The organism is Microcystis sp. M165S2 (assembly GCF_020245885.1).
Taxonomy (GTDB): Bacteria; Cyanobacteriota; Cyanobacteriia; order Cyanobacteriales; family Microcystaceae; genus Microcystis.
The window spans coordinates 1-15,142 of the sequence record NZ_JADBTZ010000313.1; the positions used below are offsets into that span (position 1 = coordinate 1).

At 42.8% G+C, this 15,142-nt stretch carries 15 protein-coding genes and 1 pseudogene; 5 read left to right on the forward strand and 11 right to left on the reverse strand.

Features of this window, described 5'->3' with window-relative positions; translation table 11 throughout:
• Positions 1 to 316, reverse strand: a pseudogene (locus IM479_RS15490) (hemolysin); the annotation flags it as partial.
• 215 nt (positions 317 to 531) lie between these two features.
• On the opposite strand from IM479_RS15490, the gene IM479_RS15495 reads away from it, so the two are divergent.
• Entirely contained in the window at positions 532 to 1,422 is an 891-nt protein-coding gene (locus IM479_RS15495; RefSeq protein ID WP_287686482.1) for an alpha/beta fold hydrolase, read from the forward strand.
• 6 nt (positions 1,423 to 1,428) lie between these two features.
• On the opposite strand, the gene IM479_RS15500 is transcribed toward IM479_RS15495, so the two are convergent.
• Positions 1,429 to 2,259, reverse strand: coding sequence for a hypothetical protein (locus IM479_RS15500; RefSeq protein WP_287686484.1), 831 nt, complete (start codon positions 2,257 to 2,259; stop codon positions 1,429 to 1,431).
• A 267-nt stretch (positions 2,260 to 2,526) separates the two neighbouring features.
• On the opposite strand from IM479_RS15500, the gene IM479_RS15505 reads away from it, so the two are divergent.
• Positions 2,527 to 2,763 carry a ferredoxin-thioredoxin reductase variable chain gene (locus IM479_RS15505; protein WP_287686486.1) on the forward strand — a complete coding sequence of 79 codons (237 nt, stop codon included), beginning with the start codon at positions 2,527 to 2,529 and terminating at the stop codon, positions 2,761 to 2,763.
• Between the two features lie 16 nt (positions 2,764 to 2,779).
• On the opposite strand, the gene tyrS is transcribed toward IM479_RS15505, so the two are convergent.
• Positions 2,780 to 3,997 carry a tyrosine--tRNA ligase gene (gene tyrS / locus IM479_RS15510; protein WP_287686487.1) on the reverse strand — a complete coding sequence of 406 codons (1,218 nt, stop codon included), beginning with the start codon at positions 3,995 to 3,997 and terminating at the stop codon, positions 2,780 to 2,782.
• A gap of 197 nt (positions 3,998 to 4,194) precedes the next feature.
• On the opposite strand from tyrS, the gene IM479_RS15515 reads away from it, so the two are divergent.
• The 3 genes from IM479_RS15515 to IM479_RS15525 all read left to right on the forward strand — a co-directional run bounded on the left by IM479_RS15515 (position 4,195) and on the right by IM479_RS15525 (position 7,094).
• Complete coding sequence (locus IM479_RS15515; RefSeq protein ID WP_287686488.1) at positions 4,195 to 5,880, forward strand: glycosyltransferase; 1,686 nt, start codon at positions 4,195 to 4,197, stop codon at positions 5,878 to 5,880.
• A 72-nt stretch (positions 5,881 to 5,952) separates the two neighbouring features.
• Positions 5,953 to 6,177, forward strand: coding sequence for a ferredoxin family protein (locus IM479_RS15520; protein WP_286825919.1), 225 nt, complete (start codon positions 5,953 to 5,955; stop codon positions 6,175 to 6,177).
• A gap of 179 nt (positions 6,178 to 6,356) precedes the next feature.
• Complete coding sequence (locus IM479_RS15525; protein WP_287686489.1) at positions 6,357 to 7,094, forward strand: ABC transporter ATP-binding protein; 738 nt, start codon at positions 6,357 to 6,359, stop codon at positions 7,092 to 7,094.
• Between the two features lie 153 nt (positions 7,095 to 7,247).
• On the opposite strand, the gene IM479_RS15530 is transcribed toward IM479_RS15525, so the two are convergent.
• The 8 genes from IM479_RS15530 to hoxE all read right to left on the reverse strand — a co-directional run bounded on the left by IM479_RS15530 (position 7,248) and on the right by hoxE (position 14,656).
• Positions 7,248 to 8,324, reverse strand: a complete 1,077-nt coding sequence (locus IM479_RS15530; protein WP_286824774.1) for an alanine/ornithine racemase family PLP-dependent enzyme — start codon at positions 8,322 to 8,324, stop codon at positions 7,248 to 7,250.
• 4 nt (positions 8,325 to 8,328) lie between these two features.
• On the reverse strand, positions 8,329 to 9,489 hold the full coding sequence (locus tag IM479_RS15535; protein ID WP_287686491.1) for an N-acetyltransferase DgcN family protein: 1,161 nt from the start codon (positions 9,487 to 9,489) through the stop codon (positions 8,329 to 8,331).
• Between the two features lie 22 nt (positions 9,490 to 9,511).
• The gene (locus IM479_RS15540) at positions 9,512 to 9,721 is read right to left on the reverse strand and encodes a DUF3134 family protein (RefSeq protein ID WP_286824777.1); all 210 of its coding nucleotides are present in this window, start codon (positions 9,719 to 9,721) and stop codon (positions 9,512 to 9,514) included.
• A 252-nt stretch (positions 9,722 to 9,973) separates the two neighbouring features.
• The gene (psb34, locus tag IM479_RS15545) at positions 9,974 to 10,282 is read right to left on the reverse strand and encodes a photosystem II assembly protein Psb34 (protein WP_287686492.1); all 309 of its coding nucleotides are present in this window, start codon (positions 10,280 to 10,282) and stop codon (positions 9,974 to 9,976) included.
• A 173-nt stretch (positions 10,283 to 10,455) separates the two neighbouring features.
• Positions 10,456 to 11,829, reverse strand: a complete 1,374-nt coding sequence (locus IM479_RS15550) for a gluconeogenesis factor YvcK family protein (protein WP_287686493.1) — start codon at positions 11,827 to 11,829, stop codon at positions 10,456 to 10,458.
• A gap of 73 nt (positions 11,830 to 11,902) precedes the next feature.
• Positions 11,903 to 12,388: a Tic20 family protein gene (locus IM479_RS15555; protein WP_002786850.1), complete on the reverse strand. Its 486-nt coding sequence runs from the start codon at positions 12,386 to 12,388 to the stop codon at positions 11,903 to 11,905.
• A gap of 122 nt (positions 12,389 to 12,510) precedes the next feature.
• A complete protein-coding gene (locus IM479_RS15560; RefSeq protein WP_287686494.1) occupies positions 12,511 to 14,118 on the reverse strand; it encodes a NuoF family protein in 1,608 nt (535 codons plus the stop codon).
• Positions 14,119 to 14,146: 28 nt separating this feature from the next.
• Entirely contained in the window at positions 14,147 to 14,656 is a 510-nt protein-coding gene (gene hoxE, locus IM479_RS15565; RefSeq protein ID WP_286824782.1) for a bidirectional hydrogenase complex protein HoxE, read from the reverse strand.
• Positions 14,657 to 15,142: the final 486 nt, after the last annotated feature.

A 15,142-nucleotide genomic window follows, 5' to 3' on the forward strand; every position in this document is an offset into this window, starting at 1 on the left:
CAATTTCCTCTAAAATTACCTTAACTAGCGATTCTGAGGAAGCAACATTCAAAAAAGATTCTGATAGATAAATTTTATTAGTGCTAACCGCATAAGCACCCTTCGCTGTCCCTAAAACCTCATCACTGAGTACCTCAATTGGGGGAAGTTGACTGAAATTGCGACTTTGCCACTGATTTCGTAATTCTGTTGCCTTAACCACATCATAACTTGTGCCAAAAGCAGTTGCCAAATTAGCCCAAAAACCATCAGATTGAGCGAAATCGAACAAAATATCGTCAACAGCAGGAAGAATCGGCAAAAGAGAAGAAGTCATGACATTAACTGTAAAGGTTTATTGCTAACATTTTTAGCTCAACAATCGCCAATTTTTCAAGGGTGCTACCACAAAAATTAACATTTATTACAAGAAAACGGGTTTCTTTGAGAAACCCGTTTTCTAAAAATGCTTCAAAATATTCTCCTAGCCGCCACTTAACCTGACAGTATATATTAAGAAAAGCAACAAATGCTTTACAGATACAACAAAGTATGCAGCAAATTCTAGGATTAGAGACACAACCAAAAATCTGGTATTGGCGGGGATTCAAAATCACCTATCAAAGTGCGGGGGAGACAGGGCCAGCGATCGTGCTTGTGCATGGATTTGGGGCATCTTGGGGACATTGGCGGAAAAATATCCCCGTTTTAGGCGAAAAATGTCGCTGTTTTGCCCTAGATTTAATTGGTTTTGGCGGTTCCGACAAACCCGAACCGAAAAACGAGATCGATTACACTTTCGAGACTTGGGGGGCGCAAATTGCCGATTTTTGTCGGGAAGTGGTGGGGGGTCCTGCTTTTTTGGCGGGTAATTCTATCGGTTGTGTGGCCATCATGCAGGCTGCCGTCGATCATCCCGATTTTGTCCTTGGGGTAGCGGCGATTAATTGTTCCCTCAGACTACTGCACGAAAGAAAACGGGGTAAATTACCCTGGTATCGTCGTTTCGGGGCGGATATTGCCCAAATAATTCTCAAAAATAAAGCAATTGGGGCTTTTTTCTTCCAACAGATCGCTAAACCCCAGACAGTGCGTAAAATTCTCCTGCAAGCTTATCGGCGCTCGGAAGCGGTAACGGAGGAATTAGTAGAAATAATCTTAAAACCCGCCAGAGATCAGGGAGCGATCGAGGTTTTCCTCGCTTTTACCGGTTATTCTGGCGGCCCACTGCCGGAAGACCTGCTGCCGATTCTCCCCTGTCGGGCTATTCTGCTTTGGGGTAGCGAAGATCCCTGGGAACCCTTGGCCTTGGGCCAAGAATTAGCACGATTCCCGACAGTAAAACAGTTTATCCCCTTAGCCGGTTTAGGCCACTGTCCCCAGGATGAAGCCCCAGAAATAGTTAATCCGATTTTATTAGACTTCCTACAAGCTCAAATCTAAGTTCCTCTAGTAACCAGAAGGCCTGGAATTAATGGGTTGTTGGATGGAGAAACCCCGGTTAATACTTTGAGGTGGGACTTGATTGGGGGTGCCATTATTGTTAGGTGGCATTCCCTGATTGGGATAACCAGTGACGTTAGGTTGACTGCCGTAGACGGGGGCCTGATATACAGGAGGTTGATAATAATTGGATTGGTTACTAGAGCCAGAGACCGGGTTAGGGTTGGCATTATTCCACGAGGATGGGGGTGGAACATTTTGTTGCTCAGGGGAATAATTTCCCTGGGGGTTGACTTGATTCGGGTTGGACCCGGGGGTGAGATTAGGAGAATTATTCAAGTTAGCAGTCCGCGAGCGATTTTCGATTTCCCTTTGTAAAGGATAATTGCTAGTGTCGCCACTAATCGGTCGCACTTGAATCGGTTGCAGACTTTTACTAGCCTTCGGTGGCTGATTTTGCTTAGTCTGCGGCATTAACGGACTGAATAAAGAGCTTTTCTGGTTGTTATCAGGATTAGTATTTAAAGGGTCAAAAGGCTGCGTCGAGGCCGGTTTGTTCGGGCGAGCGGTATTATTATGAGCAGGAATGGCCGGCAATGGTACAGTAGTGGGGAGAGGAGTATCGGTAATCTGGTTAGCCCGGATTTCCCGCTCCTCCAAGGACATTCCTGGGGTATCTAATACCGAACCCAACCATTCAGGATTCTGTTGATATACCCACAAAGCAATTAGAGCCAAGGAAAATATTCCTAACGGTAGCCAAAATAAAGGTTGGGCAAAGGGTTTTAATCCTGCCAGGAAATAGCGCATGGAAGAAGAATCTTTATAGTCACTCATACCGCTTCACTCTCTATAGGTTTTCCCCCATGCTATCAAATCAGTGAGCAGTTATCAGTTTTTTAGCCCTCAGCCCTCAGCCTTGCACAACAGGTGACGCTTATGTTCCTACCAGTATTGCTGCTTACGAACAAAAGTATCGTCAAAGCTCAGGCTCTAGGTTTCAATCTTAAGAGTTTTCAGTTCCCCGTTCCCTGATATAGCGTACAATGATAAGATTGTCTTCAAAGATACAATAAATAGGCGTTTGTCTTCGCTAGAGAGTTTATGAAAGTTGGCGATCAAGTTCGTGTAATTGAGTCTGTGGTAGTTTATCACCATCCTGAACATAAATCAGCTCCTTTTGACGTGAAAGGACTAGAGGGAGAGGTGAAAGGGATTGTCACCGAATGGCGTGGTAGACCGGTTAGCGCCAACCTACCCGTCCTCGTCGAGTTCAGTAAAAAGTTTAAAGCCCATTTTCGAGATTTTGAGTTAGAAATCCGGGAAAAAGCCGCCGAATAGGGACTTTTTCGCCTATTTAAGCTACGAAGCGAATAAATTTATTTTTGCCCACCTGTAGGACTTTTCCCGTTAAAGCTTCGGCTGTCTCAAAACTTTTGTCCACATCGGTGATTTTCTCACTATCGATTCTCACCGCGCCCCCCTGAATCTGTCTTCTCCCTTCACCGCTACTTTTACACAAGCCGGTGGCTGAGAGAAGATAGAATAATTTCAGGGGAAAAGTGACCGCTGCTAGGGAAAATTCGGGTACAGAAGCAGCTGCTGCCGTATTTCCCTGTAGAACTATCTCCTGCGCCGTTTTTTGTGCTTTTAATGCCTCCTCTTCTCCGTGAAACTGGGCAACTACCTCGATCGCCAGTTGTTTTTGTGCCTCTCGCGGATTACTCTGCATAGCATCTAAGGGCAAATTTGTCAATAGTTCGTAATAATCTTTTAACAAAGCGTCGGGGGTTTTTTCCAGTTTCGAGTACATGGACAGGGCCGATTCGCGCAATCCCACATAATTATTCAGGGATTTGGACATTTTTTGACTGCCATCGGTTCCGATTAAAATCGGTAAAAGTAGCCCGAATTGCGGTTTTTTACCGAAATATTTCTGCAAATCACGACCGACGGCAATATTAAATTTTTGATCAGTTCCTCCCAATTCGACATCGGCCTCGACAGCTACGGAATCATAACCCTGCATTAAGGGATAGAGAAATTCATGGAGAAAAATCGGGTTTTCCTGGTCGTAGCGTTCGGAAAAGCCTTCTTTTGCCAACATTTGCCCGACAGTCATGGTGGAGAGAAGTTCGAGAATTTGCGATAGGTCTAATTTCCGCAACCATTCCGAGTTATAGCGAATTTCTAGGCGATTAGGCGTGTTAAAATCTAAAATTGGGCGTAATTGTGCCAGATAATTCTCGGCATTGGCTCTCACTTCTTCGATGGTCAATTGTTTTCTAACTTCCGATTTTCCGGTCGGATCCCCGATTCTAGCGGTAAAATCGCCAATAATCACCACTGCTACATGACCGGCATCCTGGAAAGCACGCAGTTTCCGAAAAGGGATACTATGACCTAGATGAATATCGCTGCCAGTGGGGTCAATACCTAGTTTAATTCTTAAAGGGCGATCGGTAGTTTGCAGTAGTTGGGTTAAATTTTCCCTAGGATCTTGGGAGTCGGGTTGATGGGGGAATAGGTCACTGGTTCCACGGGTTAGCCAGTCTAGGGAGGAAGATACGGTCATTGTTGCTCATTTTCCACAGCCTTCCCATTATAGTTTTTTATTATGTCAAGTAACAAGCCAAAGGTAAATAAACTGGTATCTTCAATAGGAGTCGATAACATCTTGACAATTCTCCCGATCAAATATAGAGTCTTAAAATCTTCTTTTTCAAAATTATCAAAAAATTTCCCTGTCTTGAATTGCGATCAGATAAGCCGATGAATCCTAGTTTTAATAACTCTATACCAGTGCAGAGTATCAAAGTTTCTGTAATTGTTTCTACCTATAAATCAGCGGAGTTTATCTGGGGTTGTCTAGAGGATTTAGTTACTCAAACTCTTTATCAAAAGGGAGAAGTAGAAATTATTATTATCGATAGTGCTTCTCCAGAGAATGAAGGGGAGATTATCCAAGAGTTTCAAGAAAATTATCTTAATATTATTTACCAGAGGACTAGAGAACGAGAAACCCTCTACCGCGCTTGGAATCGTGCTATTAAACTAGCTAGGGGTTCCTATATCACCAATGGGAATACTGATGATCGTCGCTGTTTTAATGCTCTGGAAATTATGGCTAATTATCTAGATAACAATAGAGAGATTAGCTTGGTTTATGCCGATCAATTAATTACCACCCTCAAAAATGACACTTTTGCCACCACCCCAGCTTTAAAACATTGGAATTGGCCAAATTACTCCTATCAACAGATGCGTCAAGGTTGTTGTGTGGGTTCTCAACCAATGTGGCGAAAAATGCTGCACGATAAATATGGTTATTTTCAGGAAAATTTTCGCTGTGCTGGTGATTACGAATTTTGGTTAAGAATCGGCATTCAAGGCAAAAAAATGGCTTTAATTCCTGAGATTTTAGGGTTATATTATTTAAATCTGCAAGGTTTAGAACATGGCAGTAATGGTCAAGCATTACAGGAACATTATCAAGTGTGTAAAATCTATGAAATTCCTCACCCAGACATTAAGGATATAGAAATTAAAACAAATCTGGTTAAGATGGAAGATTTAGGCATAATTTTACAGGAAGATGAGCGAGAAAAATTGCAAACAATTCAAGCTATCTCCCAGAAGAGATGCCCAATTATTGTTATTGATGGCGTGATCTTTCAAATCGATCAAGGAAAATTAGCCAGGGTTTGGTCTTCAATTCTAGAGCATTGGAGTCAATTAGAATTTAGTCAACACATTGTTATTTTAGATAGAAATAACACCGCACCAAGATGGGAAGAATTTAAATATTGGCCTGCGGAATCCTACGATTATAATTGTACGGGAAAGGATGCCAGAAAAATTCAAGCTATTTGCGATCGCCTACAGGCAAATTTATTTATTTCCACTTTTTATACCAGTCCCTTAAACACTCCTTCTCTACTTTTTCTTGCTGATGAATTCCCAGAAGAAAACGGCAATTTACCAGTAGATTTAGAAAAACACTATGCAATTTTATCCGCTTCTAGAATCATCGCTTTTTCCTCTGATATTGCCCAAGATTTAAGAAAGTTATACCCCAAAATTTCCAGCGAAAAAATTGATATTATCGAGGTTTTTGAAGTTAATCAAAAAATAGCGGAAGAAATCACTGATTTTCTCTGGTATGCGCTCAGTGAAACTAAGGAATCAAGTCAGAATCAAGTCTGGTTAGAGTTAAGAAAATTACAGGAAGCACAACAGATAATGTATCTCAAACAACAGCAAGATTATCATACTATGCAAGGGATGGGAATATCCCTAAAAGAATTAGATAATAATCATAACTATCTCCAGAAAAATAATCAGAAATTACAGGAAGAAATTAACTATTTGTCCTCCCGTAAGGGAATAGTAAAAACCCTATCGAAAACTTCTATTTTACTTCTTGCTAAGATCAAGAAAAAACTGCCAATATTTTAGGGAATTAAGGTAAAGTTTCCGAACGCGCCTAAAAGTGGTAAAGTAATGTTAAGAATTAGAGGAGAAAACACTGTGCCACATTCGATCGTCACTGAAACTTGTGAAGGGGTTGCCGATTGCGTTTCCGCTTGTCCTGTTGCTTGCATCCATCCCGGACCAGGTAAAAATGTTAAAGGAACCGATTGGTATTGGATTGATTTTGCCACTTGTATCGACTGTGGTATCTGTCTACAAGTATGCCCCGTCGAAGGTGCAATTCTGCCAGAAGAACGTCCCGATTTACAAAAAACTCCCTAATTTATCAGTTATCAGTTATCAGTTATCAGTTATCAGTTATCAGTTATCAGTGATCAGTTATCAGTGATCAGATGTGAGTTTTCAGTTCACTGATTACTGTTCACTGAAAATGCTCCCCACTTCCCCACTTCCCAATTCATAATTCATATTACTCTCTCCTATCTCCTTTTTACCTTACCATGGATTATCTTTTAGAAGTTGAACAAGTTTATGCTGGTTATGTGCAGGATTTATACATATTGCAAGGGGTTAACTTTCGCATTGCACCGAGGGAATTAGTCACGGTTATCGGTCCCAATGGTGCGGGAAAATCTACCCTCGCTAAGACGATTTTTGGTTTATTAAAACCCAGTGCTGGAACTATCACTTTTAAGGGACAAAATATCGCCGGTTGGAAATCTAATCAAATCGTTCCCCTCGGAATGGGTTATGTTCCCCAAATTGCTAATGTTTTTCCATCCCTGAGCATTGAAGAAAACCTTGAAATGGGAGCTTTTACGAGCAAAGGAAATATAAAATCTTTAAAAGAGCGCATTTATGCGATGTTTCCCCGTTTGATCGAGCGCCGTCGTCAGAAAGCTGGCACTTTATCCGGAGGAGAAAGACAGATGTTAGCCATGGGAAGAGCGCTGATGTTGCAGCCAGATTTATTAATTCTCGATGAACCTTCGGCAGCTTTATCTCCTATTTTAGTAACCAGCGTTTTTGAGCAGATAAAAGCAATTAATCAGACGGGAACTGCAATTATTTTAGTGGAACAGAATGCCAAAAAAGCCCTAATGATGTCCGATCGAGGTTATGTTTTAGAAAGTGGTCAAGATCGTTTTCAGGGATCGGGTCAAGATTTACTCAATAACCCGAAAGTAGGGGAATTATACCTCGGGGCGGCTGATCATGGGGCCAAACGAGATGATTAGGAATTTGTTAAGGATTTAGGGGGATTTTGATTTCTTCCCAGAATTTAGCGATAGGATAGTAATTGAGTACAAATCTCTACGGCGCTGATGTCAAGGTGATAAGCCAGCAACCCCTAAATATATCTGTTGATATTTATTAATCGATCAAGACAGTTATGCTACTGCATTGAGAGCATAACTTTTAGTAATAAAAGGAGAAGTCATGGCGGTTAAAAGTCCTCCGTAATCAAGATTAAAACTGACTTCGCTTCCTACTTTTAACCTCTTGTTATGACTATCAAGAACTAGATGATCGCTACTAGAACCTAATATTTTTATATCCTGACTTGTTTGTAATCCAGAGATAAGAATATCCTGTCTTCCTAATGCAATAATAACTCGACGGTGAATGCCTTGGTCGATAAAGCCTGGAACATTACCAAAAGCGTCTCGACCAATTTCTCCAGAGGGTAGAGATGGTTTATCTTTGGATTCGATTACTTCAGCAATTAACCGAAAAGCATCGGTATATAAGCCTGGTATCAGTTGTCGATTAACTGTTTCACAACCTAATAAAATTGATTCTCCTAAACGCAGATTATTAATCCGACCAACTTCGCTACTTTTTTGATACCATTGATAGTTAGCAGAATTGCCTCCTGAAATAATCGGTAATTTTATTAAAAATTCCTGCTCAATTGTATCTGTTAACACAGATAATTTGCTCATATTATGTCTATCAGGTTTAATACCTCCATAACAAGCCAAATTACAACCCAGTCCAATAATTTTGATAAAGGGAAAAGCGAGGGTTTTTTTGATGAACTTGACGAGATCTTTCGGCAGTACACCTTCGCGTAAATCCCCTAACTCCGTCATGATAATAATTCGGTGTATTTTTTGCTTTTCTTGAGCATAATAGGAAAGTTCCTGAATTGTTGCTAATTCTGTATTTAAGCTGATATCTGCAATGTTAACCACTGATTCTGCTTGACTCAAGGCAGTACGCAACAGAACAAAAGTTGTCACTATTCCTGCTTGTTTCATTTTGAGAATATTTTCGATTCGAGAGTCAGCGATAAAGTTGACTCCACCTTGAATCATGGCCAAGGCGATCGAGGGATCACCCAAAATCGCTTTGGAAACTCCCATCACAGAAAGTCCCTTGCTGCCGTAGAATTGGCAGAGTAAACGAGCATTATGGCGTATTTTCGGGAGAGAAATCTCGATTCTCGGTAAAATGTCTTTCATCAGCCTATTTGCTCCCAATTGCGGGAATTGCAGCTAAAATTTCCCCTTTGATTTTCCGGTTTAATTTCGGAAAGCGATCGCATAAAGCTTGGACTAATTTCTCACATCCGTGTAACAAAACATCAGTAGTCGGTAACTGAAAATCTCGCTCATATTTGGCAATAATACGCTCAGTGGCTGCTGCAGTGAGATTTTCGTGATTAATCGCAATAGCGATAACTTTAGTGGGAGAAATTGCCTCAATTAGTGAAATTTCTTCCTGTAATTTTGCCATGGCTAAATGAGGAAAATCACAGCGAAATTTTCGGGCTGGGGGATGTTGTAAAATAACCCCATCGGGCATACTTCCTTTCAAAATTCCCACGGAACTCATAAAAGCAGGATGACTCAGAGAACTTTGTCCTTCCACTAAAATAATATCGGGTTTTTCTTGCTCAAAAGCTTGAACCACAGCATTTTCAATTTCACCGATGACAAATTGAGAAACCAAAGCATCGATCGAAACCCCATATCTTGCTCCCTGCATCAAGCTAGTTTGTCCAGTAGCGACTAAGACAGACTTAATACCCAAGCCTTGGAGAGTTTGATTAACTGCTACCGCAGTGGTCATTTTTCCGCAAGCACAATCGGTTCCTAAAAAGGCAATAACGGGTATATTTACTTGGGAAATTTGCCCAGTAAATAGATGAAGATCAGCTAATTGTGGTGGTTTACGAATGTCTGTAATTTGCACACCATACTGACTAGCTTGCTCCCTAAATTCTAAATCCTCGGAGAAGAATTGATGCAAACCATTAATAATATCCATTCCTTGTGCCATTGCTTCTAAAATTAGCAGCCTTTCTAGGGGAGGAATAAACGCTTCTAAGGGTGCTTTGCCGTAGATATAACAATTGGGAACATCTCTAAGTTTTTCTAAGGCTGTTTGTAAATTAGCAAAAATGGGAATATGATTTTTTTTGTCTCCTAATGCTTCTCCCGCATCTTTTCCTGCTAAGGAACTATCCAGCACACCAACAATTGTATATATTTCTGATTGTCGGATCAAGCCAGCTGCCGTTTTTCCGTCCACACGTCCAAATTGATTTTCACAGTAAATTAAAGCCGTTTTTTTCGTTGATACCACTTTCTTAATCTCCTGAATATTAGATAATTGAAATTTCACTCCTAACTCCCAGTAAGACTATTTATTCCTCTTCTTCTATAGCATAATTATCTGGATCGATAATATCGTCTAGTTCTTCTAAAATTTGCGAATCGGGATGAGCATCAGATTGACGTAATTTTAATCTTCCTGTGCGTTCTAACCAATGGAGAAGGGTTTCTTTGGAAGTTATCTGCATAACAGGAATTGCCTGATAGCGAGGTTCTTGACTAATAGAAGGATTAATTTTCATACCTGTTTAATTTCCTGTGAGAAGTTATCTCTATTGGTTGTTCTATTGTTGATCACGAAGAAACCCACAAAAAACTGAAAAAAATTGTCAAGTGTAGCAAAGTAAAAAAGTTCAGCTGTCAGATTTACTATTTGGACAGATAGATAGAGTCGGTTCCAATATATGCTCCCGATACTTGGGATGCAGACTCTATGGTGTAAATTAAAGTTTTCTTGTCTGACTCAACTCAAATGTCAATCCTACGGTTTTTATCTAGCTAACCGAAAAGGTGATTAATAACACCAAAGCAACCAACAAAACCGCCCCTAATCCTTGCAAAATATACCATTTTTGCTGTTCTAAAGATGGGTATTTTGATAGATAAATCTTGGGTTCGCTACCATAGTTATTGATGATTCCTTCATCATCTACTGTATAGCCCTCTAGGAGAGGTATATTAAGTGATTGATAGTTTTGCCCGTTTATATCTAGTTTAACCTCAGCAGGAATTAATTCACTTCCATCGCTTGGGGAATAGACTGTCGCACCTGTCTCTTGATTAGATTTAGTAGAGTAGTGCATGGTCATCTCTCTTGAAAATCTGAGTATAACACAGAATAAGGCGAAATGGTTTTTAGGCTAATTTTTTCCTAGGGCTTTAATCAGCAAATTTGGCTAATGTCGGCAAATTAAAGCAAAAAATACTATTTTATAACTTGACAAAGCTAGATCAAAACATTTAGTCAACTCGCTATTCACTTTTTAGCATACCAACGCCATAAAACTCGGGCTAAACGTTGGGGATCGTGACGAACTTTGGCAGTAACTTCATCTTCTGCCATTACATTCGCTAAAACAATGCGATAACCCATTTTTCCCACTTCCTCGCGATCTAAAAACACAGGATGACTATGCTCTTGGGCGTATAATTGTAGGGATTGGGGCGATGGTGCAGTTTTTTGGGCTAAAACCGCATCAACAATGCGTTCTTCGCAGACTCCTTCGATCGCTCGCAGATGATCGGCTACCGAATAATTATCCGTTTCCCCCGGCTGGGTCATAATATTACAAACATAGATGCGGGGGACTGTCACCCGTGCTAGGGCCTGACGAATTGCGGGAACCAACAAATTAGGGATAATACTGGTATAAAGACTACCCGGCCCGATGATAATATAATCTGCCTCCTTGATTGCCGCTAAAACAGCCGGTAAAGCGACCGGATCGGCAGGATGACAGCCAATCTGACGAATTTGCCCCATAGCTTCGGTTATCTTCGATTCTCCCTCAATAATGCGCCCATCGGCTAACTTAGCCCAGAGACTAACATCGGTAAGGGTAGCAGGTAGCACTTTGCCGCGAATGGCCAAAACTTTGGCACTAGCATCGATCGCCTGTTCCAGATCGCCGGTAATCTCGGTCATAGCGCTGATAAATAAATTACCAAAACTGTGGCCTGATAAACCATCCCCAGTATGAAAGCGATATTGAAACAATTCCGTTAATAACTTTTCCTCATCGGCCAAAGCGGCGATACAATTGCGAATATCCCCCGGGGGTAAAATCCCCATTTCCCGGCGTAATCGGCCCGAAGAACCGCCATCATCAGCTACGGTGACAATAGCGGTGATATTGGAACTATACTGTTTTAAACCCCGTAAAAGCGTCGATAAACCCGTACCGCCACCGATCGCCACAATTTTCGGGCCGCGATGGAGACGACGATGGGTGCGTAGGCGATCGACTAATTCCTCCGATGCGTCCGGTTGTAGTGCTTCTGTAATCGTTTCCACGGTGCGACTCTGACCCCAGAATAACAAAAAGACACCCAACAAAACCGCCAGCGGCCCCGAAACAGAATTAGGGACCAAACGGGCGATCGTTTCTAATGCTTGGGAAACAAACTCTAAAAAGCGATTAACCGGGGTTAATTTTACCCAAATAGCCAAACCGAAGGAGGTGAGAAAAACACCGGTTAAACTGATTAAAAGCCAGCGTTTGACAAAAAGACCGGGAGAAAGCCATTTAAACCAACGATTAACCCGTTTAGGCGTTTTTCTGCCCACGGAAGCGGCTATTTTCCCCTTCTGAGCGTTGAGTTCCCGTAGGGTCTGTTTAAATGGACTCATAGATGTGGCCTGGCAGCGAACGCATTGATTCTGGAGAGACTGTAGCCGAAAAAGGGGACAAACTCAAGCTGACTTAACCTCCCACTTGGGAATAGGCTGCCTCGGAAATTGTGGGAATATCGGCGTATTTGCCGATAACCGACTGTATAATGCTGTAAACACAGGCGGCAAATGCTCCCAAAAAGACGACATTAAAAAGAGTTTCTACCACCAAATTCGCCCCTAAACCCCTAGCGACGAAACCTAAGGCCAATCCCAATAAATACACCAAAATATCGATTAAAATCGCCTGCATGGTGTTAAACCGGATAAAATGACTGATGCGGGGATTGCGTACCACGGCAAAAAAGAGGACGAAAAAGATAATTAAACTGCCAAAGCTTCCCAGAGAACTATAGAGAAAAGCTAAGGGAGTTAAAACTATAGCTAAGGCCGCTCCTAAAAAAGGAATTTGCTGAAAGATAAAGATACCGAAGGCAAAAGCCGAATATAAGGGTAAAAGATATACTAAAGCTGCAAAAATGCGATCTTTTGTATCGGTTGAGCCGCGCCAAGTCATAATCTATTGTCTCCTGAGACTACTGCTAACTCTCTCCAAGATAACCCGGCAGCCCACCAGACTTCCCGTAACCGAAGAAATCGATCGAGGCCTAACAATGTTCGGCCTCGATCGAGTTATTCTCAAACAGAGACAGGGTGCTTGCTTTCCTGTAATAGAGCCAGATATTCCTCCTTAAAATAGTGTAGGGTACTTAAAATCGGATTGGGAGCGCTTTGACCAAGACCGCAAAGACTGGTTTCTTTAACCATTTGACAGAGATGTTCTAAGTTTTCGAGGTCGTGAATATCGGCCTTTCTGTCGATAATTTTGGCCAATAATTCAAACATTTGTACTGTTCCCGTGCGACAGGGGATACATTTACCACAGGACTCCTCGCGACAGAATTCCATATAGAATTTCGCCACTTCCACCATGCTGGTAGTATCATCCATGACCACCATACCCCCGGATCCCATCATCGAACCGAGTTTGGCTAAGGATTCGTAATCCACGGGAGTATCGAGTAAATTAGCGGGAATACAACCCCCAGACGGGCCGCCGGTTTGCACCGCTTTCACCTGACCATCGGGAACACCACCCCCCATCTCCTCGACAATTTCCCGGAGAGTAATGCCCATTGGCACTTCAATCAGCCCATTATTGCCGATTTTTCCCGTTAAAGCGAAGATTTTTGTCCCTTTACTGGTGGCAGTACCGATATTGGCGTACCAAGCGGCCCCAGAGCGGATAATAGGGGCGATATTAGCGTAGGACTCCACGTTATTAATCAGGGTGGGACAACCATCGAGGCCCGATTGGGCCGGATAGGGGGGACGGGTGCGGGGAGTGCCGCGGCCGCCTTCAATGGAATGGATGAGAGCGGTTTCCTCTCCACAGACAAAAGCTCCCGCCCCGATGCGGATATCCACCTTAAAATCGAAAGTGGACTCGAATACTTGGGAACCCATTAAACCAAATTTTTTGGCCTGATTAATCGCTTTTTGCAGACGATCGATCGCCAGAGGATATTCGGCTCTAACATAGATATAACCATGATCCGCCCCCACGGCATAGGCAGCGATCGCCATTCCCTCCAGGACTAAATGGGGGTCACTTTCCAAAACACTACGGTCCATAAACGCCCCGGGGTCGCCTTCATCCGCATTACAGATAACGTATTTTTGTTTACCCGGTTGTTTAGCCACCGTCGCCCATTTTAAACCAGTGGGATAACCCGCACCACCCCGGCCACGCAAACCGCTTTTGGTGATTTCCTCTACCACCTGGGCCGGAGTCATCTCGTAGAGGGCCTTGTAGAGAGATTGATAGCCACCGACGGCGATATATTCCTCAATGCGATCGGGATCGATTTTACCGCTATTTTCCCGGACAATTTTGACCTGATGGGAGAAAAAGGGATGTTTGGAGTCCCCTAATTGCACCTCGGTTTTGCCGCCGTTTAAGGCCTCCACAATGCTGGCCGCACTTTCCGGGGTGACTTCTTCGTATAAGAGATCCTGGGGATCCACTTCCACCAACGGACCGCGACCACAAAAACCCATACAACCGACCCCGACCACTTCGACTTTATCCTCTAGGCCTGCCTCTTTGACGGCAGTGGCGAGGTTTTTTTTGATTTGGAGGGAGTTAGCGGCTTGGCAACCGGTGGAAGTGCAACAATGCACCCGGATGCTTTTTTGTCTAGCTTTTTCTTTCTCGGCCACTGCCAATAATTCTTGTAAGTCCATATTCTTCTCAATCCACTAGAGTGAAAAATTACTGGGAGAAACTCTGTAGTTTCGCCAAGACAGTTTCTGAATCTTGTTTAGGGGCCACGACTCCATCGAAGACCACGGCCGGCGCAATCCCACAGGCCCCGATACAACGGGCCGACCCTAGGGAAATTTCTCCATCGGCGGTGGTTTCTCCCACTTTGATATCAAAGCTGTTTTCGATGTCTTCGAGGATTTTGCCGCTGCCTTTGACATAACAAGCGGTCCCCATACAGACGATACAGGTGTGTTTTCCCGCCGGTTTCAGGGAAAAGAGATGATAGAAGGTTGCTACCCCATAGACGCGACTGAGGGGCAGTTTTAGCGCCCGGGCAACGTAGAGGAGAACATCTTCTTCTAGGAATCCAAAGGCTTCTTGCGCTTTGTGCAGGACTTCAATCAGGGCTGATTGATTATATCCTGCTCGCTTCATGGTGATGTCGAGGACTTTGAAGCGTTTATCGCCACTGGGATGCTCTTTTTTCTCCGTTTGACGAGGATTGGCAGTTTGCATAAATCTGAACCAAATAAATTTTAGGGGCGATGACGGGAAAAAGATGGAGAGTTGTCGGTTTTCCTTGCTCATCTCCCTGCTTTTATTCTGACACTGGCTCCGGAGGGCGATCGATAACTTTATCTTTCCTTTAGTTATTGGGGGATATTCAGTTATCAGTGACCAGTTATCAGTTATCAGTCAGGGATTAGGAGATGGGGAGATGGGGTAAAAAGCTGCACTTGTCTCAACACTATAACCGGCTCTTCTGGTTTATGTGTGGAAACGAGGTCTATACTGATAGAATATCCGCAAAATAGCCCTAAAAGTCTTGCCCGATAAGCATTTCACGATTCCATAAGCAAAAATTATCACACAAAGTCGAGAAGAGCCTATAACCCCCTGAAGCAATCTCATATATTTAGAAAACGGGTTTCTTCAAGAAACCCGTTTTCTGTGGGTTTTTTTGCGGAAAGTATCCCCCTCTTCTCGTAGGTTAAGGGGATG